The sequence below is a fragment of the Rhizobium sp. RSm-3 genome (assembly GCF_001854685.1).
GTDB classification, from domain to species: Bacteria; Pseudomonadota; Alphaproteobacteria; order Rhizobiales; family Rhizobiaceae; genus Rhizobium; species Rhizobium ecuadorense.
Window position 1 is genome coordinate 53,499 of record NZ_MAWZ01000058.1, and the last position, 24,703, is coordinate 78,201.

Sequence of the window (24,703 nt, forward strand, 5' to 3'; positions counted from 1 at the left end):
GCTCAGCTCAATACCGTCTGGATCGTCGTGAATTCCTTCAGCCCTTCGGCGCCGAATTCGACGCCGATGCCGGATTGTTTGACGCCGCCGAAGGGCGCGTTGGGCTGGATCGCGCCGTGCTTGTTGATCCAGACGGAACCGCATTCGAGCTGCATCGCATAGCGCTTCGCCTTCTCGACATCGGCAGACCAGACCGAGCCGCCGAGGCCGGCCGGATTCTGGTTGGCGCGGGCGATCACCTCGTCGAGATCGCTGTAGCGGATGATCGGCAAAGCCGGGCCGAATTGCTCCTCGTCGACCAGCCGGACGCCGTGGTCGACATCGGCGACGAGCGTGATCGGGTAGAAATAGCCGGGCCGGTCCAGCGGCGCGCCGCCGGTCAGGATGCGGCCGCCCTGGGCGCGCGCATCGTCGACGAGATCGCGCACCTTGTTGAACTGCAATTCGTTCTGCACTGGGCCGAGGATGCTTGCCTCATCCAGGCCGTCGCCGACGGCGATCTTGCCGGTATAATCGGCAAGGGCGGCGCAGACCTCCTCATAGATGCTGTCATGCACATAGAGGCGTTTCAGCGCCGCGCAGGTCTGGCCGTTGTTGATGAAGGCGCCCCAGAACAGGCCCTCGACGATGCTTTTCGGATCGACGTCGGGCAGCACGATGCCGGCATCGTTGCCGCCGAGCTCCAGCGTCAGCCGCTTCAGGGTGGCCACCGCCGAGGCCATGATCTTCTTGCCGGTCTCGGTCGAGCCGGTGAAGGTCATCTTGGCGATACCGGGATGGGCGGAAAGCGCCGCACCAATGCTGTTTTCCCCGGTGATCACGTTGACGACGCCGGCCGGCAGCACATCATTGATGATCTCGACCAGGCGGATGGTCGAAAGCGGCGTCAGGGGCGACGGCTTGATGACGACGGTGTTGCCGGCCCGCACCGCCGGCATGATGTGCCAGCAGGCGATCATCACGGGCCAGTTCCACGGCGTGATCGAGCCGACGACGCCGATCGGCTTGCGGTGCAGCTCGACGCGGCCCTCATTGTCGTCCTGCAGGATTTCGACCGGCAGGTCGAGTTCGGCCGTATGCCGCGTCCAGGCGAGCGCGCCGCCGATTTCGAAGCGTGAGCCGAGGCCGTTGAGCGGTTTTCCCTGCTCCCGGGTCAGGATCTGCGCCAGTTCTTCGGCGTGCTCGCTGATCTTTTCCGCTATGGCCCGGCAGGACGCTGCTCGCTCCTCATTCGACGTCCGCGACCAGCTTTTGAAAGCTGCTGCTGCGGCGGCGACGGCCTGGTCGAGATCGGCTTCCCCGGCGAGCGGCATGTAACCGACGATTTCGCCGTTCGACGGATTTGTGACCGGCGCATGTTGGCTCGTGGCGACGGTTTCGCCACCGATGAGCAGGGTAGACTGCTTCACGATATTCTCCTCCCGTGACATTAGAGCGCCGTGTGTCCTTTCGGACGCACAAAGGACGCTCTAACATCTTGAATCTACGCATCGTGCTTTCCGAAAATCGATTCCGATTTTCGGGCCGATGCGGTAGGGAGACTATGACTTTCGCTGGAAAAAGCGTCTTGGGGAGAAACGCGCCTCGCCTTGGACGGAAGCGCAAATTGCGCTTCAGACCATCTTTGGCACCGGTTCGCCGGCGCGAAGCAGCTCGCTCGGCGCGCAATCGAACAGCTCCTTGAAGCTGCGGTTGAAATAGGAAATATCGTTGAAGCCGGCGGAATAGGCGACTTCGGCGATCGTTCCGGCGTTGCGCTGCTCCTTGAGCTGCTCGATCTTTTCGCGTGCGAAGCGCAGGCGCTTGTCGCGGATGACGGTGGTGCAGGTCATGCCCAATCCCTGGAAATCCTGCTGCAGCGTGCGGATCGATACGCCGAGCCTCGTCGCCAGCCATTTGGCGCTGAGATCGCTCTCGGTCAGGTGCTTGTCGATCAGAATGTCGACCATCTGCATGCGCCGGCCCGCACTGTCATGCAACGAATTCAGGCTTGCCGTCTGGATGTCGGTCGACAGAAACGCCTGGCGCGTCGTGTCGAACATCAGCTGGCGCAGATGCGGCGAGGCTGACTCGCTTTCCGGCGTCGTCATCATCTTGGTGATCAGCGCACGCAGCATCATCGCCATCGGATCGCTCGCGACAAGCTTGCGGGCCACGTCGAAATCCACCTTGCTGCCCGAATACATCAATTGTCGCGGCAAATGCAGGGACAGGTGATTGGAGAAATGGCCGCGGAAATAGAAGGTGGTCGGCCGCGTCGAATCGACCAGAATGCATTCGCCGACGTCGAGGATGTTCTGCTGGCCGGAATGCTCAACCCCGCAGGCACCCTCGAGTTGCAGGATCAGGAACAGATGTTCGTGGGCATCCCGGCGGATATCATCCCAGTCGCGGTGGACGTAATCGAGATCGTTGGAGACCTGAGCGAATTCCATGCCGCAGACGTCGATGCGGCTTGCCGTGCCGATCACCTTGTCGCCGCGTTGCATCGTGTGTGCGTTGAAATTTCCGCAGATGTTATGAAGATCGTCCGCCCATTGATCGTAAGGGGTCGGCGGCCAGGCGCGATCGACGAGGCTGCGGTTCTGCAACAGGTCCAACTCTGCCTCCCAACAGTGTCCACACCGCTGAAGACTGCTACAGGTCGGGTCGTCCGTCAATCATGTATTTAACACATTAATCAAGCGGCTTCGCACAAGGACGGAAAGCCATCACTCCTCACCGCTGGTCGCGCCTTCGAGCCTCAGCGCCGCCAGCTCGTCGAGCATGTCCAACAGTTGCTCAACTCGCTGCGCCCCGAAGCGTGTGCCGATATCGGCATAGACCTTCAGGCTCTCCGGCATGACTTCGTCGACCATTGCTCGCCCCGTGGGCGTAATCCGCAGCAGCACCCGCCGACCGTCCGCCTTGTCCTTATGTTTGGTGATGAAGCCGCGCTCCTCAAGTGAGCGGATCATGCGCGTCAGGCTCGGCGCCAGGATCGAGGCCTTGTCCGCCACTTCGCTTGCATCGAGCGTTCCCGCTTCGGACAGAACACGGATCACCCGCCACTGCTGCTCGGTGACGTCGTGCGCCGCCAGGATCGGCCGGAAATGGCTCATCACCGCTTCGCGCGCACGCAGAAGCCCGATCGCGAGCGACCGCGGGCGCTCTTGCGATGAACCCGGCAATGACGGCATCTCTCGTTTTTCCTGCTGTCCATTCTTCATCGGGGTCCGATCGTGCAGTGAATTGAATACCGGCTTTTCGCGACCTTGAGCTGCCGCGGAAAATCGCAAGACAGCTAGTTAACACAGCAACGACCAATCACAAGCCCAGCCTCTCGATCGACCGACAAAGCCTATGAGCATTGTGGGCGGTCGCCGGTCTTTTGCAGAGCAAACGCCGACGGCGTACCTTCGCTTCGACGATACCCCTTTCGCAAGTTCATTCAGGCGCTATGGTGTTGGAAAAACAAGGGCGAGCATGGGACAAGATACAAGCCACCTTCAGGAGCGGATGACGATTGTCGGTGATCTCAAGGCTGCGTCCTTTATCCCCTGGATCCGGCGTCATGCCGCCAAGCTCGGGCTCGCGCACACCATATCTCATGCGAGTGCAATGCGGATAGAACTCGAGCTTTCAGGACCGGAGGATTTGATCGACATGATGGAGGTGGGGTGCTCACTGGGGCCGATTGACGTATGGGTCGAGAGCATAGAACGCACTGCGATGATCGGCAAAACCGCCTGACACCCAATGCGGTTTTTGCGATGTGCATATTATTTAACCATTGTTGCCAATGCGAAAAAACTATGCAAACGTGAGGCCTTGAGCGTATCGTTCTACAAAACGTAGTATGGTTCAGGAAGTCTAGTCATGCCATCCGATCCGACCGGCTTTTGGACGCCAGTCGCCCTTTCCCGGGATCTGCCAGCCGCAACCGTCATCCCCGCCCGGACGGCATCTGGATCGATTGCTCTGTGGCGCAGCGCTTCGGGGCGTATATCGGCATCGGCGGATCGCTGTCCGCACCGCGGCATGCGTTTATCTCATGGTTTCGTGCGCGGCGAGGCACTTTCGTGCATCTATCACGGCTGGAGCTATGGCCAGGCCGGAAACTGTCTGCGCATTCCCGCCCATCCGGGGCTGGCGCCGCCGGAGACCATCCGTGTCGCCACCCATGAAGTCGAGGAAGCGGGCAGCGTGATCTGGGTGGCCGTCGGCACGCCCGCTTCGAAGCCGCCAAGGCTCGACGGCCTCATTCCCCTGCGCTCGCTGACGGCGTTTGCAGGCACTGCCGCGATCGAGGCGGCAGCCGGCGCGAAGGCGAACCCTGACGGTCTTGTCGAGATCGACGCATCCACCGGCACTCTCTGGCTGCTGTTATCTGTCCAGGAAGAGGGGCAGACGCTGATCCATGTGCTGCTAAAGGATAATGTCGGCCCTGCCGCGGCCATCGGCGCTTCGCGGGCTGCCGAAAGTCTGCGCCGCCGGGCCGAGGATCTTCAGAAAAAGGAGATCGCGCAATGACCAAGCAGGCGATGATTGACGAATGGTATCCGGTCGGGCTCTTCAGTCAGCTCGACAGCGCCGGTCGCAAGACGGCGCTGATGGGAGAGCCGATCGACGTGGCGCGCGACGCCGATGGCAATGCGCGGGTCACGGGCGGCGACGGCCGCGTTCTGCCGGTGCGCGTACGCTACGGCCATGTCTGGTCTTCGCTCGGCGAGCCGAAGAAGGAAGTTTTCCCGATCCCCGAGGCCGACCAGCCCGGCCGCCGTTTCGTCGATGTCGGCGTGGTGCGGGTGCGCTGCTCGCCCCTGCGCGCCGTCGAGAACTTCCTCGACATCGCCCATTTCCCCTTCGTCCACACCGACATCCTCGGCGCTGAGCCGCACACCGAGGTTCAGAATTACAAGGTCGAGATCCGCGAGGAAGAAGACGAGGTCTGGGCAACGCAGGTAAAATTCTACCAGCCACAGGCCGCCAAATCGGCAAGCGGCGGGATCACGACGGAGTATATGTACCGCGTGCCGGCACCGACCTGCTCCGTGCTCTACAAGACCTGTCCGCCACGCCCGAATGAATGGGATGTCATCACGCTCTTCGTGCAGCCGCTGGCCGAGGATCTGTGCGACGTCTGGCCGTGGATGGCGCTTTTCGATGACGAGACCGCGATGACCGATCTCATCCATTTTCAGCAGACGATCTTCCTGCAGGACCGGTCGATCCTCGAAAACCAGATCCCGCGGCTCCTGCCGCTCGACCCCGGCATGGAAATTCCCACACGGGCCGATCTGACATCGATCGCCTACCGGCGCTGGCTGAAGCGGCACAATTATACCTACGGCGCGCAGCTGGTGGCGCAATGAAGCTCTACGACTACATTCTCTCCCCCAGTTGCTACAAGGTGCGCCTGATGGCGGCGCTGACCGGCGTGAAGCTGGAGCTGCGCCCGGTGGATTTCCATCCCGGCGCCGAGCATCGCGGCCCGGAACTCCTGGCGCTCAATCCGGCGGGATCCATTCCGATCCTGGAGGATGGCGATCTGATCCTGACCGAGTCGTCGGCGATCCTCGTCTATCTCGCCGCCAGGGCAGCACCCGAATGGCTTGGCAGCGGCAAGGCCGAGGAAGCGGCCCGGGTGCAGCAATGGCTGTCGTTCTCGGGCCGGCTGACGGCAAGCCTGGGCGGCGCGCGGCTTCATGAAATGCTGCTGCGGCCTGGCGATATCGGCGGGCTGCAGGCCCAGAGCATCGCCGCGCTTCGCGAACTCGAAGCCGGGCTCGTCGAGCAGGGTCTTCGCGGCATGCGCTTTCTTGCCGCCGACCGGCCGACAATTGCCGACATCGCCTGCTTTCCTTATGTGGCGCTGGCGCCCGATGGGGGCGTGACGCTGGATCCCTATCCTGCGATCCGGCTCTGGTCCCGCGCACTGCGCGCCCTCGACAGGTTTATCGAAATGCCGGGTATTCACCGGCTGCACGAATTGAGGCCCGAACCCCATATCGAAGAACCGGGCGAGGCGTGACATGGCCGGCTATCTCCTAAAGAACTGCGCGGCCGTGATCGTCGACGAGGGTAAGGGGCCGGTCGTCCGTCGCAATGTCGATCTCCTGACCGACGGTTCGGCGATTGTGGCGATCGGTGAAAATCTGGCGGCGGACGCGCTTCCCGCCGGCACGACCGTTCAGGATGCCGCCGGCTGGTTCGTCTATCCCGGCCTCGTCAACACCCACCATCATTTTTTCCAATGCTTCGTGCGCAATCGCGCCGATCTCGACTGGACGAAGCTTTCGGTCATTGAGTGGCTGGATCGGATCTATCCGATCTTTTCGCAGCTCAACGAGGAGTGTTTTTACCACTCCTCCGTCACGGCGATGGCCGAGATGATCAAACATGGCTGCACCACTGCTTTCGACCACCAGTACAATTTCCCCCGCCACGCCGGGAAGCGGCTGATCGACCGCCAGTTCGAGGCCGCCGAGCTGTTCGGCATGCGTTTCCATGCCGGCCGCGGCGGCAACACCCTGCCGAAGTCGGAGGGCTCGACCATTCCCGACGAGATGCTGGAAACGACCGACGAATTTATCGCCGACTGCGCCCGGCTGATCGACACTTACCACGATGCCAAGCCGTTCAGTATGCGCCAGGTCGTGGTGGCGCCCTGCCAGCCGGTGAATTGCTATCGCGAGACCTTTGCGGAATCGGTGGCGCTGGCGCGTGATCGCGGCGTCATGATGCACACCCATGTCGGCGAGGGCGAAAGCCCGGTCATTCACGCTCGCCATGGCATGCGCACGGTCGACTATCTGGAAGAACTCGGCTTTGCCGGCCCCGACGCATTCTATGCCCATTGCTGGGAGTTGACCCACGACGAACTCAGGACGATGGCGGCGAGCCGCACCGGCGTGGCGCACTGCCCTGAACCGGTTTATCTTGTCGGCGCCGAGGTCACCGACATTCCCGCCATGGCTGCCTTCGGCCTGCGCATCGGCCTTGGCTGCGACGGGGCTGCCTCCAACGACAATTCCAATCTGATGCACTGCCTGCACTCCGCCTATATGCTGCAGTGCCTGGTGTCTTCGAGCCGCGCCCATCCCGTGCCGCCGCCCGTCGATTTCCTCGGTTACGGCACGACAGGCGGTGCGAGCCTGCTCGGCAGGCGCGACATCGGCCGGCTGGCGCCGGGCATGGCAGCCGACCTGTTTGCGATTGACACGCGCCGCATGGATTATGTCGGTACGCGGCACGATCCGTTGAGCCTGATTGCCCGCGTCGGCATCGGCATGGCGACCGATATGACGATGATCAATGGCCGCATCGTCTGGCAGAACGGGGAATTCCCCGGTCTCGACGAGGCCAAACTGTCAGCCGACGCCGAGGCCGCACTATCCGCCGTAGAATTTTAAAAAGCCAAAAGAGGGAACTGAGAACATGACCAAACTGACCCGCAGAAACCTGATGACGGCCGCTGCCGCCACCGGCCTTGCCGGCGCGCTCGGCAGCCGCCTTGCTTTCGCCGCCGACCAGCCGCTCGGCATCACGCTCGTCGTCCCTTCGCCGATTGGCGATGTCGGCTGGGGGCACGCCCTTGCCGCCGGCCTGGAGCCGATCAAGGCCGCCTACGGCGACAAGGTGAAGGTCACCGTGCTTGAGAATATCGCCGAAGGCCCGGACGCCGACCGCATCATGACCAAGACCGTCGCCGACGGAAACAAATTCCTGATCGCCGGCTCCTTCGGCTATCAGAACGGCGCCCTGCAGATCGCCCGCCGTGATCCGAGCGTGACGGTCCTGCATGCCTCCGGCTTCCAGGTGGCTCCCAATTTCTCGCCGTTCGCCGCCAAATATTTCCAGGGCACCTATCTGCTCGGCATGGCCGCGGCAGCGCTTTCCAAGACCGGCAAGCTCGGCTCCGTTTCGGCCTTTGCCATTCCCGAACTCATTACCTCGATCAACGCCTTTACGCTCGGCGCCCAGGCGGTAAAGCCGGATATCGAAGTCTCCGTCGTCTGGGTCAATTCCTGGTTCGACCCGGCCAAGGAGCAGGAGGCAGCCAAGGCGCTGATCGCACAGAAATGCGACGTGATCTTTTCCAACGCCCAGGACACGCCATCCGTCATCTCGGCCTGTGAAGATGCCGGCGTCTATGCCTTCAACCTCAACTCGTCGATGAAGAAGTATGCGCCGAAAACCTATCTCGGCTGCATCTCGACGGATTGGTCGCCCTTCTTCAAGGCTTCGGTCGATGCCCATCTCGCCGGGACGTTCAAGGGGGCCAATGCGTTCCTCGGCGTAGCCGACAAGGTTGTCGAGGTGGTCGACTGGAGCGCCGATATTCCGGCCGACGTGATGGCCAAGATCAAGGCGATCGAGGCAAAGATTGCCGACGGCAGCTTCTCGCCCTTCACCGGGCCGATCGCCAAAGCTGACGGCAGCGAAGGTGTCGCATCGGGTGCCACCATGGCCGACCCCGAGATCATCGCCATGAATTGGCACGTCAAGGGCGTGTCGACGCCGCTGCCGAAATAACGCATGACCGCTCCCCTCCTGTCGCTGCGCGGCATTTCGAAAAGCTACGGCCAGATCCACGCCAATCAGGCGATCGATCTGGACGTGGCTCCGCAATCGATCCATGCGATCCTCGGCGAAAACGGTGCGGGGAAATCGACGCTGATGAAGCTGATCTACGGCGTCGAACAACCGGATGACGGGGACGTCATTTGGCAAGGAAAACCCTTGCGCCTCGCCTCCCCCGCGGAGGCGAGGCGCAACGGCATCGGCATGGTCTTCCAGCACTTTTCGCTGTTCGAGACCCTGACCGTCCTGGAGAATATCCGGCTGGTCGTGCCAGGTGGGAAGGCCGAGCTTAAAGAACGCATCCGCACGCTCGGCCGAGAATTCGGCCTCGAGGTCGATCCGCTTGCCGACGTGCATTCGCTGTCCGTCGGTGAGCGGCAACGGGTCGAGATCATCCGAAGCCTGATGACCAATCCGAAGCTGCTGATCCTCGACGAACCCACCTCCGTCCTGCCGCCGCAACTGGTGGAAAAGCTGTTCGACACCCTGCGTCGTCTGCGTGACGGCGGCGTTTCCATCCTGCTGATTTCGCACAAGCTCGAGGAAATCCGGGCGATCTGCGACCGGGCGACGATCCTGCGCGGCGGGCGCGTGACCGGGGATGTCGATCCGCGTGACCATGATGCCCATGACCTTGCCGCCATGATGATCGGCCGCGATATGCCAACGCCCATCTCGGCGCTGCCGCTGTCGGGTGGGGAAAAGCGGCTGGAGATCATCGGTCTGGACTATCGGTCAGACGATCCTTTTGCGGTGCCGCTCTCCGGCATCAGCCTCGAAGTGCGTGCCGGCGAAATCCTCGGCATCGCCGGTATTTCGGGCAACGGCCAAAGTGAGCTTGCCGCGCTGATTTCAGGCGAGACCATGCTGGGGCGCGAACAGCGCGACCGGATCTTCATGATGGGAACGGAGGTCGGCGCGCTCGACGCCGCCGCCCGGCGGAAACTCGGATTTGCCTTCGTTCCGGAAGATCGGCTCGGCCGCGGCGCCGTGCCCGAAATGTCGCTCGTCCTCAACAGCCTGCTGACGGCCCATCCGCTCAAGCTCCTGCGCCGCGGCCTCGTCGACAGGGCGAAGTCGATGGCCTTCACCAGCGATTGCATTCGCCAATATGATGTCCGCACGCCCGGCCCGGATGCGGAAGCCGGCACTCTGTCCGGCGGCAATCTGCAGAAGTTCATCGTCGGCCGCGAAATCATGCTCTCTCCCAAATTGCTGTTTGCGGCGCAGCCGACCTGGGGTGTCGATATCGGCGCCGCAACCGCCATCCGCAGCCGCCTGATCGCATTGCGCAATCAGGGCATGGCGATCCTCGTCATTTCCGAGGAGCTCGAAGAGCTGTTCGAACTCTGCGATTCCATCCAGGTGCTGTATCACGGCCGGCTCAGCCCGCCGCTCGCCACCCGGGACACGAAGCCTGAGGAGATCGGCCGATACATGATCGGGGCACAAGCCTCGCCCGAGAAAGTCCATCCATGAGCGCCTGGTCTCCTGCTTTCCTCCCCACACTCGTCCGCCGGGAGCGCGCTTCGCTCGCCGCGGCCTTCCTTGCGCCGGTTATCGCGCTCGGGGGTGCGATCGCTCTCAACCTTGGTCTTTATATCTTGATGGGCCGTGATCCCGTCGCGGTCGTCCATGCGATGCTTCTCGAGCCCTTCCTTTCCTGGGCGTCATTTTCGGAGGTGCTTTTGAAGACCGGCCCGCTTCTCCTGATCGCCCAGGGGCTGGCGATCGGCTTTCGCGCCAAGGTCTTCAATATCGGCGCCGAGGGCCAGTTCATTCTCGGCGCGATCTTCGCCTCTGCCATTCCCGTCTGGTTTCCACAGGCGACGGGCCAGTGGATCTGGCCGGCGATGCTGCTGCTCGGCGCGCTCGGCGGCGCCTTCTGGGCGTCGTTCACCGCCTTCTGGCGCGTGCGTCTCAATGCCAACGAAATTCTCGTCTCGCTGATGTTAAGCCTCGTTGCGGTGCAACTGCTGAACTACCTGCTACTCGGCCCCTGGAAGGATCCGAACGGCTTCAACTTCCCGCAATCGGTGATGTTCCAATATGATGCGATGATCCCGACCCTGATTTCCGGCACCCGCCTCAACGTCTCGTTCCTCATCACGCTTGTTTTGTCCTTTGCGGCCTGGATCTTCATGCAGAAGAGCTTCATCGGCTACAAGCTGCAGGTCGGCGGCCTGGCGCCGCGGGCTGCCGGTTATGCCGGCTTCAGGGAGGGTTGGGCGATCTGGCTGTCGCTGCTGATCGGCGGCTTTGCCGCCGGTCTTGCGGGAGCAGCCGAAGTCGCCGGTCCGCTCGGTCAGCTGCAGCGTTCGATTTCGAGTGGCTATGGCTATGCGGCGATCATCGTTGCCTATCTCGGCGGCCTGCACCCGCTCGGCATCATCGTCTCGGCGCTTGTTATGGCGGTGATCTATATCGGCGGCGACAATGCCATGGTCGCGGCCAACCTGCCGATCGCCGCCGTCCGGGTTTTCCAGGGCAGCCTGCTGCTCGCCTATCTCGTCGCCATCGCCTTCGTGCGCTACCGTCTCGAATGGCCCCGCCCCGCCCGTCGGAGCCCCTCATGAACGCCATCGAATTCATTCTGGCCGGCATGCTCGCGGCGGCGACCCCCTTTCTTCTCGCAGCACTCGGCGAACTGGTGGCAGAGCGCGCCGGCGTCCTCAACCTCGGGGTCGAGGGATTGATGGCCCTCGGCGCCGTGCTTGCCTTCATCGTCGTCTACCAGGGCGGCGGACATCTGCTGGGTTTCGTCGTCGCGGGGCTGGGCAGTGCAGCCCTGTCCCTGCTCTTTGCCTTCGTTACGCTGGGATTCCGGGCAAACCAGGTGGCGGCGGGCCTTGCCATCGGCATTTTCGGCCAGGGTCTCTCGGCCCTTTTCGGCAAGACCTATGAAAGCCTGACGGTCAAAGGACTGCCGAAACTCGCCCTTCCCTGGTTTTCGGAATTGCCTGTTATCGGCGGCCTGTTCGTTCAGGATATCGTCGTGTGGATTTCGCTCGCCGCGACCCTCGCTCTCTGGGCGATGTTTGCCTACAGCAAGCTCGGTCTCATCATCCGTGCCGTCGGCGAGAACCCGAAGGCTGCCCATGCCATCGGCTATTCGGTGATATCGGTCCGCGTCCTTGCCATCGCCTTCGGCGGCGCGATGGCCGGTTTCGCCGGCGCCTATGCGGCGGTGGTCTACACCCCGCTCTGGGCCGATGGAATGATCGCCGGACGCGGCTGGATCGCCATCGCCCTCGTCGTCTTCGGGACCTGGCTCACCGGCCGCATCTTCCTCGGCGCCTGCCTCTTCGGCGCAGTCTCGTTGATGGGGCTTGCGGCCCAGGCAACCGGACTGGATGTTCCCTCGCAGCTGCTGTCGAGCCTGCCCTATCTCGTCACGATCATCGTGCTCGGCATCATCTCCGCCGATCGTCGCCTGCTGAAGCTGAACGGTGTCGCTTCGCTCGGCGAACCATTCGAGCGATAGCGCATCGCGCGGTCTGTTGATTACCGCCGGTATGCTGGTTACCTTGATATTTCCGTCCATTCGGAAGGGTCGCGAGGAAGCATTCGAGGCAAGCGAAGATTGAAGCTGCGGGGAGGCTGACAGTCGGCAGCGGTGGATGCAAATGGCATTCACCGCCTTCTCCAAGGAAACAAATTCGTCTGTAATCCAGTGGAGCAAGCCCATGAAAGTAAGCAGCCTTGACACCCGTCGGTCGACCCGGCTGGCGCAGGCTATGCTCTGCCTCGATGACTTCGAGCCAAAGGCAAAACGGCATCTGCCAAAGCCGCTCTACGGCTATATTTCCGGTGGAAGCGAAACCAACGCATCGCTGCGAAAGAATGTCGAAGCCTTTCAGGCTTATGCGTTTCGACCGCGTGTTCTCCAGGACGTATCAACGCGAAGCACGGCAACGACCTTATTCGGTCAAACCTATGCCGCACCTTTCGGTATCGCCCCAATGGGGATCAGCGCGCTCATGGCCTATCGCGGCGACATTGTTCTTGCCGCCGGCGCAGCGAAGGTCGGGATTCCGATGATCATGAGCGGATCCTCGCTCATCCGGCTCGAAGAGGTTGTTGCCGCCGCGCCCGCGACCTGGTTCCAGGCCTACCTTCCCGGTGAACCCGAGCGCATCGATGCGCTGGTGGACCGCGTTGCTGCGGCAGGCTTTGGCACCTTGTTGCTGACCGTCGATACGGCCACGCTCCCGAACCGGGAAAACAATATCCGGGCGGGCTTCTCGACGCCTCTGCGGCCCAGCCTCGCTTTGGCCTGGCAGGGTGTTTCGCACGCGCAATGGACCATCGGGACATTTTTGCGCACGATCGCCCGCCACGGCATCCCGCATTTTGAAAACTCCTACGCAACCAGAGGCGCGCCCATCATCGCCTCGAACGTCACGCGGGACTTTGGCCGAAGAGACCATCTGAACTGGAGCCATCTCGAGCGCATCCGCAACCGCTGGAGCGGCAAGCTGATCGTCAAGGGCATTCTTCATCCGGACGATGCGGTGCGTGCCGCCGAGACAGGGGCTGACGGGGTGATCGTCTCCAATCACGGTGGCCGTCAGCTCGATGGCGCCATCTCTCCGCTGGCGGCGCTTCCCGAGATCGTGGAACGTCTGGGCGACAGGATCCCAATCATGATCGACGGCGGCTTTCGCCGCGGAACCGATATTATCAAGGCTTTGGCGCTGGGGGCACGTTTCGTGTTTGTCGGGCGGCCGTTCCTTTATGCGGCGGCCGTTGCCGGTCTGCCTGGCGTATTGAGGGCGGCAGACATCCTAAAATCTGAACTCCATAGCAATATGGCCCTGCTCGGCGTGACGACGATCGAGCAAATTTCACGCGGCCACCTCGTTCCGGCTTGACGAGACAAGCCGTGATCTCTCGCCGGCGCGGATCGTCCCAGCGAACCATCTGGCAGCGGGCGTGGCCGTCGGCATTTTTTGCCAAAGCCTCTCCGCCCTTTTCGGCAAGATCTATGATCGGAGCGATGATTTCGGCTTGATGGTACCAGCCAGGCGACCGAAACGGCGCGTGTGCACTGCACAAATAGGCGCATTCACGACTGCGAGCATAGCAGCAATCGCTCAAATCATCATCACATAGAATAAATGCCTAAAATATAATCAAGCGCGGATTTGCGCAATATCTCCTGTTGATTCAGGCGGTTATCGGCCGCTTTCAGGATTGGCACGCTGATTGCAGGTTCTAAGGCGCATCGGTCAACGGCGACCGGCGCGGATAGGCGCGGCATAAGCGCCTACACAGACACCGACGTCGCAAGGTCTTTGCACTCCAGGATACTCCCATCCCTGGACGTAAATTCCGGCGGCGTTTTTTTGCGTTCGAATTCAGCCAGCAGAGGGGAACCTGCAGATGAAAAAGATTTCGACGACTGGGATTTCGACAACCGGCATTACCCGCCGAAGCATGCTCAAGACGACCGCGACGGCTGCCCTCATCGGCGCCGTCAAGACTGCCTTTCCGTCCGGCGCCTTCGCCGCCGGGACCGGCCCTGAAGTGAAAGGCGTCAAGCTCGGCTTTATCGCTCTCACGGATTCCGCGCCGCTGATCATCGCTAAAGAAAAGGGCTTTTTCGACAAGCATGGCCTTCCGGAAACGGATGTGGCCAAACAGGCCTCCTGGGGTGCGACCCGCGACAATCTCGTGCTGGGCGGCGCAGCAAACGGCATCGACGGTGCCCATATCCTCTCGCCGCTGCCCTATCTCATGCATACCGGCAAGGTGACCCAGAACAACAAGCCGGTGCCGATGGCAATCCTCGCCCGGCTCAACCTCGACAGTCAGGGCATTTCCGTCGCCAAGGAATATGCCGAAACCGGCGTGCAACTCGATGCCTCCAAGCTGAAGGCCGCCTTCGAGAAGAAGAAGGCTGAGGGCAAGGAGATCAAGGCCGCCATGACCTTCCCCGGCGGCACCCATGACCTCTGGATCCGTTACTGGCTCGCCGCCGGCGGCATCGACCCGAACAAGGATGTTTCCACCATCGTCGTGCCGCCGCCGCAGATGGTCGCCAACATGAAGGTCGGCAACATGGACGTCTTCTGCGTCGGCGAGCCGTGGAACGAGCAGCTCGTCAACCAGGGCATCGGCTTCACCGCGGCGACCACCGGCGAGCTCTGGAAGGGTCATCCCGAAAAGGCACTGGGGCTGCGCGCCGAATGGATCGAAAAGAATCCCAATGCGGCCAAGGCCCTGCTGATGGCTGTGATGGAGGCTCAGCAGTGGTGCGAGAGCATGGATAACAAGGCAGAGATGGCCGATATCCTCGGCAAGCGCCAATGGTTCAACGTTCCGACCAAGGACGTGCTCGGCCGCCTCAAGGGCGACATCAACTATGGCAACGGTCGCGAGGCCAAGGCCACCGACCTCTACATGAAGTTCTGGAAAGACGGCGCATCCTATCCGTTCAAGAGCCACGACACCTGGTTCATGACGGAAAACATCCGCTGGGGAAATCTGCCTGGTACGACCGACGTCAAGGCGCTGGTCAACCAGGTGAACCGCGAGGACGTCTGGCGCGAGGCCGCCAAGGATCTCGGCGTTGCTGCAGCCGACATCCCGGCATCGTCTTCCCGCGGCAAGGAGACCTTCTTCGACGGCAAGGTTTTCGATCCTGAAAATCCCTCCGCCTATCTCGACAGCCTTTCGATCAAGGCCGTCTCCTGATCTCGCCTCCGGCGCGCCACGGGCGCGCCGGCCTTTCATTCCCGTGAGGAGCGCGTCGATGCCCGCCCTGGCAAGTAAAGAAAATCTCTCCGCTGCCGCCGCTGCCAAGCCGGCGGCAAAGGTTCTGCCATTTTCCGGCAAGCACGGATCACGGATCGATTTTGGTCGTGCGGCAAGCGCCGCGTTTCGCAACGTCGTTCCGCCCGTCGTCGTGCTGGTACTCGTCCTGCTTGTCTGGCAGGTGCTCTGTTCATCGCCGGATGCCTCTCTGCCCTCGCCGCATCGGGTCTGGCAAGAGAGCTACGACCTGATCGCCTATCCGTTCTTCAACAACGGCTCTCAGGATATCGGGCTTGGCTGGCGCGTGCTCGTTTCGCTGCAGCGCGTGCTGTATGGCTTTGGCCTTGCCGCCGTCACCGGGGTTATCATCGGGGCGATCATCGGCCAATCGGTCTGGGCAATGCGCGGTCTCGATCCGATCTTCCAGGTGCTGCGAACGGTTCCGCCGCTCGCCTGGCTGCCGCTATCGCTCGCAGCCTTCCAGGATTCCAACCCTTCCGCCATCTTCGTGATCTTCATCACCTCGATCTGGCCGGTGATTATCAACACCGCCGTCGGCGTCCGTAATATCCCGCAGGACTACCGCAACGTCGCCGAAGTGCTGCGGCTCAACCAGTTCGAGTTTTTCTGGAAGATCATGCTGCCTTCGGCTGCCCCCTACATCTTCACCGGCCTCAGGATCGGCGTCGGCCTCTCCTGGCTCGCCATCGTCGCAGCCGAAATGCTGACGGGCGGCGTCGGTATCGGCTTCTTCATCTGGGACGCGTGGAACTCGTCGCGCCTGCCCGATATCATCGTCGCGCTCGCCTATATCGGCATCGTCGGCTTCGCCCTCGACAAGCTGGTGGCTGCGCTCGGCAAACTCATCACGCGCGGCGCCACCGCCAACTGAAGGAACGTCCCGATGAATGCCTATCTGAAGCTCGATCATATCGACAAATATTTCGATCGCGGCGGCGTGCGCGCCGAAGTCCTGAAGGACATCAACCTGACGATATCAGAGGGCGAATTCGTCTCGATCATCGGCCATTCGGGCTGTGGCAAATCCACCCTGCTCAACCTGATTGCCGGCCTGACCCCGGTTTCCGCAGGCGCCGTGCTCCTCGAAAACCGTGAGGTCAACGGACCCGGTCCCGAACGCGCCGTCGTTTTCCAGAACCACTCGCTGCTGCCCTGGCTGACCGTTTACGAGAACGTCAATCTCGCCGTTTCCAAACTCTTCAACCGAACAAAGACCAAGGCCGAGCGGCATGACTGGGTCATGGCCAACCTCGACCTTGTGCAGATGGCGCATGCCAGGGATAAGCGGCCTTCGGAAATTTCCGGCGGCATGAAACAGCGCGTCGGCATTGCCCGCGCGCTTTCAATGGAGCCGAAGATCCTGCTGCTCGACGAGCCTTTCGGCGCGCTGGATGCGCTGACCCGCGCGCATCTTCAGGACGCCGTGATGGAAATCCACGCCCGGCTCGGCAACACGATGGTGATGATCACTCATGACGTCGATGAGGCGGTGCTGCTCTCCGACCGCATCGTGATGATGACCAACGGCCCGGCGGCCGGCATCGGCGAAGTGCTCGATGTGACCATGTCTCGTCCCCGCAATCGCATCGAACTCGCCTCCAGCAGGACATATCTCAAATGCCGGGAGGCCGTGCTGAAGTTCCTTTACGAACGCCACCGCTTCATTGAAGCCGCGGAATAGACCGGGAACGGGGTGATTTGACCGGTCGCGGTCTGCCTACTCCTCGGCCGTTGCAAATACCGCGCTGGCATCGCTGACAATTTCCACGTGGGAATATGCCGCCTGCCCCGCGGCGGCTGCGTCCGCGCGCATGATTGCGGTCACGATCCGGCTGTGCTCTTCATAGGATTTCGCCAGACGCCCAGGCAGGCGGAACTGCGCCCGCCGAAAAGCCGCGAGCCGCGCCCGCGTCTGAGTCACCATCTCGAAGATATGATCGTTATGCGCGCCGCGATAAAGCCGGGTGTGAAATTCGGTGTTGTGAGCCGAATATTCCTCTTCCGCGCCGGCATGTACGAGCTTCACCGATCCCCGATGATCCAGTTCCAGAGCCCGGCGCTCATCGACCGTCATACGCTCGGCCGAGAGCCTGGCGCAGATAGCTTCGAGTTCCGCCATCGCCTCGAACATCGAATGCAGATAAGCCTCGGTGACATTGGTAACGACGGCACTGCGGTTTGGTTCGCGCGCAACCAATCCCATGGCGCTGAGTTCACGCAGGGCTTCTCTGACCGGCGTGCGCGAAACGTCGAAACGAACAGCAAGCGACACCTCGTCCAGCTTTCCACCCGGTAGGATTTCGCCTGCAACGATCATGTCGGAAATCGCCCTCACCATCTGTTCAACGGTGGTTCCGGTGCGGATGACTTCTCTGCGTCTGGCCTGCTTCACGATACGAATCTGCTCACGTCAACACTCTGCATACAGATGCCGCTCGGCACTCGATAAGTCAAACTACGTGCGGAAGATATTGTTAGGTTTTCACTTTCTGATGGAAGGCGCAGTCTACCGCGGCTGGCGACACGCTGACTCCGCAGTTAAATTAGGCATAAAAAGTATCGTGATTACTTTTTGTGCGTTACTGCGATGGATCTGCATACACTTTAAACGCAACAGATTGTCGCTTCAAGAATAATATATAGAAAACAATAATTTGCCTTTTGGCATGTGCATTGCATGCACTTTACTATCCTGTTTCGCAACCGGCCCAACGCCGCAAGGAGCATTCCAATGACCAAACTCCTTTCCATGAATCGCCGCAATTTCCTGCAGGCTTCCGCTGCCGGAGCGCTCGCCGGCGCCATGCCGGGCCTGATCGGCTCCCCCGCAGCGGCCCAAACCGCGCTGACGATCGGCTTCATCTATGTCGGCCCCAAGGACGACTACGGCTACAACCAGGCACATGCGGAGGGCGCGGCCGTGGTCAAGGCCCTGCCGGGCGTGACGCTGGTCGAAGAAGAGAATGTGCCTGAGACCGTCGATGTCCAGAAGACCATGGAGTCGATGATCAATCTCGACGGTGCGACCCTGCTCTTTCCGACCTCCTTCGGCTATTTCGACCCACATATGCTGGCCATGGCCGCCAAGCATCCCGACGTTCAGTTCCGCCATTGCGGCGGCCTTTGGCAGGAAGGCAAGCATCCGGCCAATACGGGCTCCTATTTCGGCTATATATTCCAGGGCCAGTATCTGAACGGCATCGCCGCCGGCCATGCGACGAAGAGCAAGAAGATCGGCTTCGTCGCCGCCAAGCCGATCCCGCAGGTTCTGCAGAATATCAACGCCTTCCTGCTCGGCGCGCGCACAGTCGATCCTACGATCACCTGCCAGGTGATCTTTACCGGCGAGTGGTCGCTCGCCGTCAAGGAGGCCGAAGCCACCAACGCCTTGGTCGACCAGGGCGCCGACGTCATCACCTGCCATGTCGACAGCCCGAAAGTGGTCGTCGAGACGGCCGCGGGCCGCGGCGCCTTCGTCTGCGGCTATCACGCCAACCAGAGCCCGCTTGCTCCTGAAAAATACCTCACCGGCGCCGAATGGGCCTGGGGCAACGTCTACAGCGACTTCGTCAAAAAGGCGCAGGCCGGCGAAAAGCTCGGCAACTTCGTGCGCGGCGGCCTGAAGGACGGCTTCGTCAAGATGAGCGCGCTCGGCCCTGGCGTGTCGGCGGAGGGCCGCAAGGCCTTCGAAGCCACGCAGGCGGACATGATGAAGGGCGGCTTCTCGGTTTTCAAGGGACCGTTGAAGGACAACAAGGGCGACATCGTCGTGACTGCCGACAAGAGCTACGCTGAAGACGCGATCGAGCTCGAAAGCATGAATTATCTGGTCGAGGGCGTCGTCGGGTCCACAGCGTAAACCGCGAGGGGAGAAGCGCCATGACCATCGAGGCCAATGATCCTGTACTATCGATCGTGGGAAAACCGGCTTCGCTGCGCCCGGTCCTCGAATGGACCGCGCGGCGAGCCGAGCCGATCGTCATCGGGCTTACGGCCATCCTCATCGGTCTTGCGATCTTCTCCCTCTTCATCCTGGCGGTCGGCAAGTCACCGGCCACCCTCTTCCAACTGATGTACACCGGCGGCTTCGGCAGCTGGTTTTCGGTGCAGAACAGTCTCAGCCGTGCCGCACCCCTTCTCCTGACGGCACTCTGCGTCGCCCTGCCCGCCCGTCTCGGCCTCGTCATCATCGGCGGGGAAGGAGCGGTCGTGCTGGGCGGCGTTGCTGCGGCAGGCATGGCTCTGCCGCTCGCCGGCAGCGCGCCGGTCTTCCTCACCCTCGTTCTGATGGCGATGGCGGCCATGGTGGTCGGCGGCATCTGGATCGGTCTTGCCGGTTTCCTGCGCCACTACCGCGGCGTCAACGAAACCATATCGTCGCTGCTGCTCTCCTATATCGCCATTGCCCTGATGAACCAGTTCGTCGAAGGGCTGCTCCGCGATCCGGCAAGCCTCAACAAGCCATCGACCAGGCCGCTGCCGGCGGAATACATGCTCGGCAATATTCCCGGCATGGACGTGCATTGGGGTCTCGTCATCGGCATCCTCGCCTGCATGGTCTCCTGGATCGTGATCGAGGCGACGAGCTACGGTTTTGCCGCCCGCATCGCCGGCGGCAACGTGCGCGCCGCGCAGATCCAGGGGCTGCCGGTCGGCAAACTGATCGCGGGATTTACCGCACTTGCCGGCAGCTTTGCCGGTCTGGCGGGCATGATCGAAGTGGCGGCGGTGCAGGGAAGTGCCAATGCTTCGCTTGCTGCAGGCTACGGTTATACCGGCATCCTCGTCGCTTTCCTCGCCAGGCACAATCCGCTGGCGATCATTCCAGTGGCGATCCTGCTCGGCGGCATCGATGCCTCGGGCGGCCTCATCCAGCGGCGCATGGGCCTGCCGGATGCGACCGTTCTGGTGCTGCAGGGAACGCTCTTCATCGTCATTCTTTTCTGCGAGACCTTCTACGGCCGCTTCAAGATCTTCAATCCCGATCTCTGGAAAAGGAGCCTCTGATGGAAGAGACAGGCATCGGCATCTGGGGCGTGCCGCTGGCGATCTTCGCGGGCGCCATCCGCGTTTCCACCCCGTTCATCTTCGTCAGCCTCGGCGAGACGATCACCGAACGCTCCGGCCGCATCAATCTCGGCCTGGAAGGCACGCTGGTCTTCGGCGCCATGACGGCCTATGCGGTGGCCGTCATGACTGGCTCGCCGACCCTCGGCGTGCTGGCCGCCATGATGGCAGGCGCGATCTTCGGCGTCATTCACGGCTGGATCTGCAAATTCCCCAAGGTCAATGACATCGCCATCGGCATCGCCATGATGCAGTTCGGTCTCGGCATGGCGTTCTTCCTCGGCAAATCCTTCATCCAGCCGGTGGCGCCGAAACTACCCTCGATCGCGCTCGGAGGCTGGTCGAGCATGCCGCAGGTACAGGCGGCGCTCAATATCAACGTGTTGTTCTTTATCGGCGCAGCACTTGCTCTCTTCCTGTTCTGGGCCTTCAAGAACACCCGCATCGGCCTGATTCTGCGCGTCGTCGGCGACAGCACCGACGCGGCCCGGGCCATGGGCATCGACCCGGATCGGGTTCGCCTGCTGGCGACGGCCGCGGGCGGCTCGCTGGCGGCGATCGGCGGCGCCTATCTCTCGCTCTATTATCCGGGCTCATGGAACGAAGGCATCTCGTCGGGCCAGGGCCTGATGGCCGTGGCCCTCGTGATCTTCGCGCGCTGGAACCCGATCGGCTGCTTCCTCGCCGCCCTGCTGTTCGGCGGTGCCGGCGCGCTCGGCCCGGCGCTACAATCGGTCGGTGTCACACAAGGCTACTACCTGTTCTACGCTGCCCCTTACGTGCTCACCCTGATCATCCTGATTGCCACTTCCTCGCCCACCCGCTCGCTCGCCGGTGCGCCGGGCGCGCTGTCGCTGACGAAATAACGGAGCCCTGTAATGAACGGAATTGTCGGCCTCAACAAATCTGCCGCGGAAGAGGAGAGAAAATGATGGACGCGATGGTCGAAACCAAAGGGCATTTTATCGACGCCGATCCTTATCCGTGGCCCTATAACGGCGCTCTGAGGCCTGATAACACCGCCCTCATCATCATCGACATGCAGACGGATTTCTGTGGCAAAGGCGGCTATGTCGACCATATGGGCTACGACCTGTCGCTGGTGCAGGCGCCGATCGAACCCATTAAGCGCGTGCTTGCCGCCATGCGGGCCAAGGGTTACCACATCATCCATACGCGCGAGGGCCATCGCCCCGACCTCGCCGATCTGCCGGCCAACAAACGCTGGCGCTCGCAGCGGATCGGCGCCGGCATAGGGGATCCCGGCCCCTGCGGCCGCATCCTGACGCGTGGCGAACCCGGCTGGGACATCATCCCCGAACTCTACCCGATCGAGGGCGAGACGATCATCGACAAACCAGGCAAGGGCTCGTTCTGCGCCACCGATCTTGAGCTCATCCTCAACCAGAAGCGCATCGAGAACATCATCCTCACGGGAATCACCACCGATGTCTGCGTCTCGACGACGATGCGCGAGGCGAACGACCGCGGCTACGAATGCCTGCTGCTGGAGGACTGCTGTGGAGCGACCGACTATGGAAACCACCTCGCCGCCATCAAGATGGTGAAGATGCAGGGCGGCGTCTTCGGCTCGGTTTCCAATTCCGAAGCCTTTGCGAGCCAACTGCCATGAGCACCGTTCGCGACACGCCCCTTCCCAAGGCCGGCAAGGCGATCGGTATCGATACGCTGGGGATGACCATGCGCTTCGGCAGCTTTACCGCGCTCGACGACGTCTCGATCGCCGTTCCGGCCGGCTCTTTTCACGCGCTTCTCGGCGAAAACGGCGCCGGCAAGTCGACGCTTGTTAAATGCATCATGGGCTTCTACCACGCCACATCGGGCTCGCTGTCGGTCGACGGCCGCGAGGTGGCGATCGGCTCACCCAGGGATGCCGCGACCTACGGGCTCGGCATGGTCTACCAGCATTTCACACTGGTACCCTCTCTGACCGGCGCGGAAAACCTGGTGATCAGCCGCGCCGAAGTACCCGCGGTGATCAACTGGGCCGGGGAACGCAAGGATCTGGCGGGTTTCATGGAGCGCATGCCATTCAAGATCCCGCTGGACAGGCCGGTGAGCCAGCTTGCCGCCGGCGAAAAGCAGAAGCTCGAAATCGTCAAGCAGCTTTATCTCGGCCGCTCCTTCCTCGTCCTCGACGAGCCGACCTCGGTGCTGACGCCGGCGGAGGCAGACGAGATGCTCGGCATCGTGCGCGGGATGACCGAGCGCGGCGAACTCACCGTGCTGATGATTTCTCACAAATTCCACGAAGTGACGAAATTCGCCGACGCCGTCTCGATCCTTCGGCGCGGCAAACTGGTCGGCACCGGCAAGGTTGGCGAGCTCTCCAAATCCGATATGGCGGCGATGATGATCGGCGACGTCAAGCTCGCCGAACTCGACAGCCGCCTGCCGGTGGCGGAATCTGCAAGGTCGGTGCTGTCCGTAAGCCGGGTGACAACGCCGGATCGTTCCGGCCTGAAAACGATCGAAATCGACGAGCTCATGGTGCGCTCCGGCGAGATCGTCGGCATCGCCGGCATATCGGGCAACGGCCAGAAGGAGCTGACGGAAATTCTCGCCGGCCAGCGCCCGACGAATACCGGCCGGATCATGGTCAATGGCGAGGCTTACGGCGCGACCCGCGGCGAGACCCGCAAGAACAAGGTGCGTTTCATCCCCGAAGAGCCGTTGCAGAATGCCTGCGCGCCGAAGATGACTGTGAGCGAGAACCTTGCGTTCCGCACCTTCGACTTGAAGCCGGACGGCAAGGACGCGATCTGGCTGAACAGGGGCAGCATGAAGAAGCGTGCGTCGGCGCTGATCTCCGACTTCAAGGTCAGGACCGCCTCTTCCTCCTCGCCGATCGCTGCGCTTTCAGGCGGCAACGTGCAGCGGGCGGTGCTCGCCCGCGAGCTGACCGGCGATGTCGATCTGCTCATCGTCTCCAACCCTTGTTTCGGCCTCGATTTTTCGGCCGTTGCCGAAATCCGCGCCCGCATCATGAAGGCGCGCAATTCAGGTGCTGCCGTGCTCCTGCTCTCCGAAGACCTCGACGAACTGCTCGAGATGTCCGATCGCATCATGGTCATTTCGGAAGGCAGGCTGGTTTACGAGACGCCGGCGCGTTCGGCCGATATCGGCGTGATCGGCGCCCACATGGCGGGGCATCACTGATGGTAGGGATCAGGGCCGAACCTTTCGCCTTTCCGGTCAGGCTCGATGAGCTCGCCCTTATCGTCATCGACATGCAGCGCGATTTTGCCGAGCCCGGCGGCTTCGGCGCAAGCCTTGGCAACGATGTCAGCCGCATCACCAGGATCGTGCCGGATGTCAAACGCCTCATCCAGGGCTTCCGCAATGCCGGCCTGCCTGTGATCCATACGATGGAATGCCATCGGCCTGATCTGTCCGATCTGCCGCCGACGAAACGCGACCGCGGCAATCCTTCGCTCAGGATCGGCGACGAAGGCCCGATGGGCCGCATCCTGATCTCGGGCGAACCCGGCACGGCAATTCTTCCGGAGCTTGCTCCTTTGAAGGGGGAAATCATCATCGAAAAACCCGGCAAGGGCGCCTTCTACGCGACCGAGCTTGGTGCCATTTTGCAGCAGAAGGGCATCAGTCAGCTCGTCATTGCCGGCGTCACCACCGAAGTCTGCGTGCAGACGACGATGCGCGAAGCAAACGACCGCGGCTATGAATGCCTGCTCGCCGAGGAGGCGACAGAAAGCTATTTCCCAGAATTCAAAGCCGCAGCCATCGCCATGATCCGCGCCCAGGGCGCTATCGTCGGCTGGACCGCCCATGTCGACGATATTCTGGAAAGCGTTGCCAATGCCTGAAACGACCCGCGAACTGCTGACATCAGGCGGCTGGAAGGAGTTGGAATTCGGCCCTTTCCGCGAAAATGTCACCATTCACTGGATCCGTCCGTTCGAGGGTGATCAGCCCGGTGTGGCGCTGTTGAAATATAAGCCCGGCGCCTCCGTTCCTCGCCATCGCCACGAGGGGCTTGAGACCATCCTGGTGCTCGATGGTATTCAATCCGACGAGACGGGCGATTACGCCAGCGGCAGTTATATCGTCAATGCACCGGGCAGCGAGCATTCGGTCTGGAGCGATACCGGCTGTGTCGTGCTCATCCATTGGGACCGGCCGGTGAAGATCCTCGAAGAGGAAATCGCATGATGCCGTTCCCCGCCTCGGCAGTGCCTTGCTGCAGATTGCTTATAAATGCAGCTTTACCGATTGCGCCAATCTGGTGAACTGGTTCAGGCGCACCCAT

General features: G+C 61.9%; 24 protein-coding genes. 20 read left to right on the forward strand and 4 right to left on the reverse strand.

The window, feature by feature from the left end; translation table 11 throughout:
- Positions 1–2: 2 nt before the first annotated feature.
- From BBJ66_RS28975 to hpaR, 3 genes are all read right to left on the reverse strand, one after another.
- Entirely contained in the window at positions 3–1,409 is a 1,407-nt protein-coding gene (locus tag BBJ66_RS28975) for an aldehyde dehydrogenase family protein (protein WP_071092073.1), read from the reverse strand.
- A 204-nt stretch (positions 1,410–1,613) separates the two neighbouring features.
- A complete protein-coding gene (locus BBJ66_RS28980) occupies positions 1,614–2,600 on the reverse strand; it encodes a helix-turn-helix domain-containing protein (protein ID WP_071092076.1) in 987 nt (328 codons plus the stop codon).
- A 111-nt stretch (positions 2,601–2,711) separates the two neighbouring features.
- Entirely contained in the window at positions 2,712–3,227 is a 516-nt protein-coding gene (gene hpaR, locus BBJ66_RS28985; RefSeq protein ID WP_443217149.1) for a homoprotocatechuate degradation operon regulator HpaR, read from the reverse strand.
- Between the two features lie 115 nt (positions 3,228–3,342).
- On the opposite strand from hpaR, the gene BBJ66_RS28990 reads away from it, so the two are divergent.
- The 13 genes from BBJ66_RS28990 (at position 3,343) to BBJ66_RS29050 (ending at position 17,026) form a co-directional block, all read left to right on the forward strand.
- Positions 3,343–3,732, forward strand: a complete 390-nt coding sequence (locus tag BBJ66_RS28990; RefSeq protein WP_244511762.1) for an acylphosphatase — start codon at positions 3,343–3,345, stop codon at positions 3,730–3,732.
- A gap of 126 nt (positions 3,733–3,858) precedes the next feature.
- Entirely contained in the window at positions 3,859–4,512 is a 654-nt protein-coding gene (locus tag BBJ66_RS28995) for a Rieske 2Fe-2S domain-containing protein (protein WP_071092085.1), read from the forward strand.
- Complete coding sequence (locus BBJ66_RS29000; protein ID WP_071092088.1) at positions 4,509–5,354, forward strand: aromatic ring-hydroxylating oxygenase subunit alpha; 846 nt, start codon at positions 4,509–4,511, stop codon at positions 5,352–5,354. Before BBJ66_RS28995 ends, BBJ66_RS29000 begins: the two co-directional genes overlap by 4 nt.
- A complete protein-coding gene (locus tag BBJ66_RS29005) occupies positions 5,351–6,013 on the forward strand; it encodes a glutathione S-transferase family protein (protein ID WP_071092091.1) in 663 nt (220 codons plus the stop codon). The genes BBJ66_RS29000 and BBJ66_RS29005 overlap by 4 nt, the downstream gene beginning before the upstream one ends.
- A gap of 1 nt (position 6,014) precedes the next feature.
- A complete protein-coding gene (locus BBJ66_RS29010) occupies positions 6,015–7,394 on the forward strand; it encodes an amidohydrolase (RefSeq protein WP_071092095.1) in 1,380 nt (459 codons plus the stop codon).
- A 25-nt stretch (positions 7,395–7,419) separates the two neighbouring features.
- Complete coding sequence (locus BBJ66_RS29015) at positions 7,420–8,517, forward strand: BMP family ABC transporter substrate-binding protein (RefSeq protein ID WP_071092099.1); 1,098 nt, start codon at positions 7,420–7,422, stop codon at positions 8,515–8,517.
- A gap of 3 nt (positions 8,518–8,520) precedes the next feature.
- A complete protein-coding gene (locus tag BBJ66_RS29020) occupies positions 8,521–10,044 on the forward strand; it encodes an ABC transporter ATP-binding protein (RefSeq protein ID WP_071092102.1) in 1,524 nt (507 codons plus the stop codon).
- Complete coding sequence (locus BBJ66_RS29025; protein WP_071092104.1) at positions 10,041–11,141, forward strand: ABC transporter permease; 1,101 nt, start codon at positions 10,041–10,043, stop codon at positions 11,139–11,141. Before BBJ66_RS29020 ends, BBJ66_RS29025 begins: the two co-directional genes overlap by 4 nt.
- A complete protein-coding gene (locus tag BBJ66_RS29030; protein ID WP_071092107.1) occupies positions 11,138–12,049 on the forward strand; it encodes an ABC transporter permease in 912 nt (303 codons plus the stop codon). Before BBJ66_RS29025 ends, BBJ66_RS29030 begins: the two co-directional genes overlap by 4 nt.
- A gap of 202 nt (positions 12,050–12,251) precedes the next feature.
- Complete coding sequence (locus BBJ66_RS29035) at positions 12,252–13,439, forward strand: alpha-hydroxy acid oxidase (RefSeq protein WP_071092110.1); 1,188 nt, start codon at positions 12,252–12,254, stop codon at positions 13,437–13,439.
- Between the two features lie 511 nt (positions 13,440–13,950).
- Positions 13,951–15,264 carry a CmpA/NrtA family ABC transporter substrate-binding protein gene (locus BBJ66_RS29040; protein WP_071092113.1) on the forward strand — a complete coding sequence of 438 codons (1,314 nt, stop codon included), beginning with the start codon at positions 13,951–13,953 and terminating at the stop codon, positions 15,262–15,264.
- A gap of 58 nt (positions 15,265–15,322) precedes the next feature.
- Positions 15,323–16,216: a nitrate ABC transporter permease gene (gene ntrB, locus BBJ66_RS29045; protein WP_071092116.1), complete on the forward strand. Its 894-nt coding sequence runs from the start codon at positions 15,323–15,325 to the stop codon at positions 16,214–16,216.
- Between the two features lie 12 nt (positions 16,217–16,228).
- Positions 16,229–17,026, forward strand: a complete 798-nt coding sequence (locus tag BBJ66_RS29050) for an ABC transporter ATP-binding protein (protein ID WP_071092119.1) — start codon at positions 16,229–16,231, stop codon at positions 17,024–17,026.
- Between the two features lie 36 nt (positions 17,027–17,062).
- On the opposite strand, the gene BBJ66_RS29055 is transcribed toward BBJ66_RS29050, so the two are convergent.
- Positions 17,063–17,737, reverse strand: a complete 675-nt coding sequence (locus BBJ66_RS29055; protein WP_071092122.1) for a GntR family transcriptional regulator — start codon at positions 17,735–17,737, stop codon at positions 17,063–17,065.
- A 339-nt stretch (positions 17,738–18,076) separates the two neighbouring features.
- On the opposite strand from BBJ66_RS29055, the gene BBJ66_RS29060 reads away from it, so the two are divergent.
- The 7 genes from BBJ66_RS29060 to BBJ66_RS29090 all read left to right on the forward strand — a co-directional run bounded on the left by BBJ66_RS29060 (position 18,077) and on the right by BBJ66_RS29090 (position 24,606).
- On the forward strand, positions 18,077–19,204 hold the full coding sequence (locus BBJ66_RS29060) for a BMP family ABC transporter substrate-binding protein (RefSeq protein ID WP_071092125.1): 1,128 nt from the start codon (positions 18,077–18,079) through the stop codon (positions 19,202–19,204).
- 20 nt (positions 19,205–19,224) lie between these two features.
- Positions 19,225–20,352 carry an ABC transporter permease gene (locus BBJ66_RS29065; RefSeq protein WP_071092129.1) on the forward strand — a complete coding sequence of 376 codons (1,128 nt, stop codon included), beginning with the start codon at positions 19,225–19,227 and terminating at the stop codon, positions 20,350–20,352.
- On the forward strand, positions 20,352–21,278 hold the full coding sequence (locus tag BBJ66_RS29070) for an ABC transporter permease (RefSeq protein WP_071092131.1): 927 nt from the start codon (positions 20,352–20,354) through the stop codon (positions 21,276–21,278). The genes BBJ66_RS29065 and BBJ66_RS29070 overlap by 1 nt, the downstream gene beginning before the upstream one ends.
- A gap of 65 nt (positions 21,279–21,343) precedes the next feature.
- The gene (gene biuH / locus BBJ66_RS29075) at positions 21,344–22,045 is read left to right on the forward strand and encodes a biuret amidohydrolase (RefSeq protein WP_071092133.1); all 702 of its coding nucleotides are present in this window, start codon (positions 21,344–21,346) and stop codon (positions 22,043–22,045) included.
- Positions 22,042–23,592 carry an ABC transporter ATP-binding protein gene (locus BBJ66_RS29080; protein ID WP_071092135.1) on the forward strand — a complete coding sequence of 517 codons (1,551 nt, stop codon included), beginning with the start codon at positions 22,042–22,044 and terminating at the stop codon, positions 23,590–23,592. Before biuH ends, BBJ66_RS29080 begins: the two co-directional genes overlap by 4 nt.
- Positions 23,592–24,260: a cysteine hydrolase family protein gene (locus BBJ66_RS29085; protein ID WP_071092137.1), complete on the forward strand. Its 669-nt coding sequence runs from the start codon at positions 23,592–23,594 to the stop codon at positions 24,258–24,260. Before BBJ66_RS29080 ends, BBJ66_RS29085 begins: the two co-directional genes overlap by 1 nt.
- Positions 24,253–24,606 carry a cupin domain-containing protein gene (locus tag BBJ66_RS29090; RefSeq protein WP_071092139.1) on the forward strand — a complete coding sequence of 118 codons (354 nt, stop codon included), beginning with the start codon at positions 24,253–24,255 and terminating at the stop codon, positions 24,604–24,606. The genes BBJ66_RS29085 and BBJ66_RS29090 overlap by 8 nt, the downstream gene beginning before the upstream one ends.
- Positions 24,607–24,703: the final 97 nt, after the last annotated feature.

Bases quoted from the DNA above. Each gene is read 5' to 3' on its own strand.
- BBJ66_RS28990 (WP_244511762.1), top strand. From the start codon at position 3,343: ATGAGCATTGTGGGCGGTCGCCGGTCTTTTGCAGAGCAAACGCCGACG.
- BBJ66_RS28995 (WP_071092085.1), top strand. From the start codon at position 3,859: ATGCCATCCGATCCGACCGGCTTTTGGACGCCAGTCGCCCTTTCCCGG.
- BBJ66_RS29000 (WP_071092088.1), top strand. From the start codon at position 4,509: ATGACCAAGCAGGCGATGATTGACGAATGGTATCCGGTCGGGCTCTTC.
- BBJ66_RS29005 (WP_071092091.1), top strand. From the start codon at position 5,351: ATGAAGCTCTACGACTACATTCTCTCCCCCAGTTGCTACAAGGTGCGC.
- BBJ66_RS29010 (WP_071092095.1), top strand. From the start codon at position 6,015: ATGGCCGGCTATCTCCTAAAGAACTGCGCGGCCGTGATCGTCGACGAG.
- BBJ66_RS29015 (WP_071092099.1), top strand. From the start codon at position 7,420: ATGACCAAACTGACCCGCAGAAACCTGATGACGGCCGCTGCCGCCACC.
- BBJ66_RS29020 (WP_071092102.1), top strand. From the start codon at position 8,521: ATGACCGCTCCCCTCCTGTCGCTGCGCGGCATTTCGAAAAGCTACGGC.
- BBJ66_RS29025 (WP_071092104.1), top strand. From the start codon at position 10,041: ATGAGCGCCTGGTCTCCTGCTTTCCTCCCCACACTCGTCCGCCGGGAG.
- BBJ66_RS29030 (WP_071092107.1), top strand. From the start codon at position 11,138: ATGAACGCCATCGAATTCATTCTGGCCGGCATGCTCGCGGCGGCGACC.
- BBJ66_RS29035 (WP_071092110.1), top strand. From the start codon at position 12,252: ATGAAAGTAAGCAGCCTTGACACCCGTCGGTCGACCCGGCTGGCGCAG.
- BBJ66_RS29040 (WP_071092113.1), top strand. From the start codon at position 13,951: ATGAAAAAGATTTCGACGACTGGGATTTCGACAACCGGCATTACCCGC.
- ntrB (WP_071092116.1), top strand. From the start codon at position 15,323: ATGCCCGCCCTGGCAAGTAAAGAAAATCTCTCCGCTGCCGCCGCTGCC.
- BBJ66_RS29050 (WP_071092119.1), top strand. From the start codon at position 16,229: ATGAATGCCTATCTGAAGCTCGATCATATCGACAAATATTTCGATCGC.
- BBJ66_RS29060 (WP_071092125.1), top strand. From the start codon at position 18,077: ATGACCAAACTCCTTTCCATGAATCGCCGCAATTTCCTGCAGGCTTCC.
- BBJ66_RS29065 (WP_071092129.1), top strand. From the start codon at position 19,225: ATGACCATCGAGGCCAATGATCCTGTACTATCGATCGTGGGAAAACCG.
- BBJ66_RS29070 (WP_071092131.1), top strand. From the start codon at position 20,352: ATGGAAGAGACAGGCATCGGCATCTGGGGCGTGCCGCTGGCGATCTTC.
- biuH (WP_071092133.1), top strand. From the start codon at position 21,344: ATGGACGCGATGGTCGAAACCAAAGGGCATTTTATCGACGCCGATCCT.
- BBJ66_RS29080 (WP_071092135.1), top strand. From the start codon at position 22,042: ATGAGCACCGTTCGCGACACGCCCCTTCCCAAGGCCGGCAAGGCGATC.
- BBJ66_RS29085 (WP_071092137.1), top strand. From the start codon at position 23,592: ATGGTAGGGATCAGGGCCGAACCTTTCGCCTTTCCGGTCAGGCTCGAT.
- BBJ66_RS29090 (WP_071092139.1), top strand. From the start codon at position 24,253: ATGCCTGAAACGACCCGCGAACTGCTGACATCAGGCGGCTGGAAGGAG.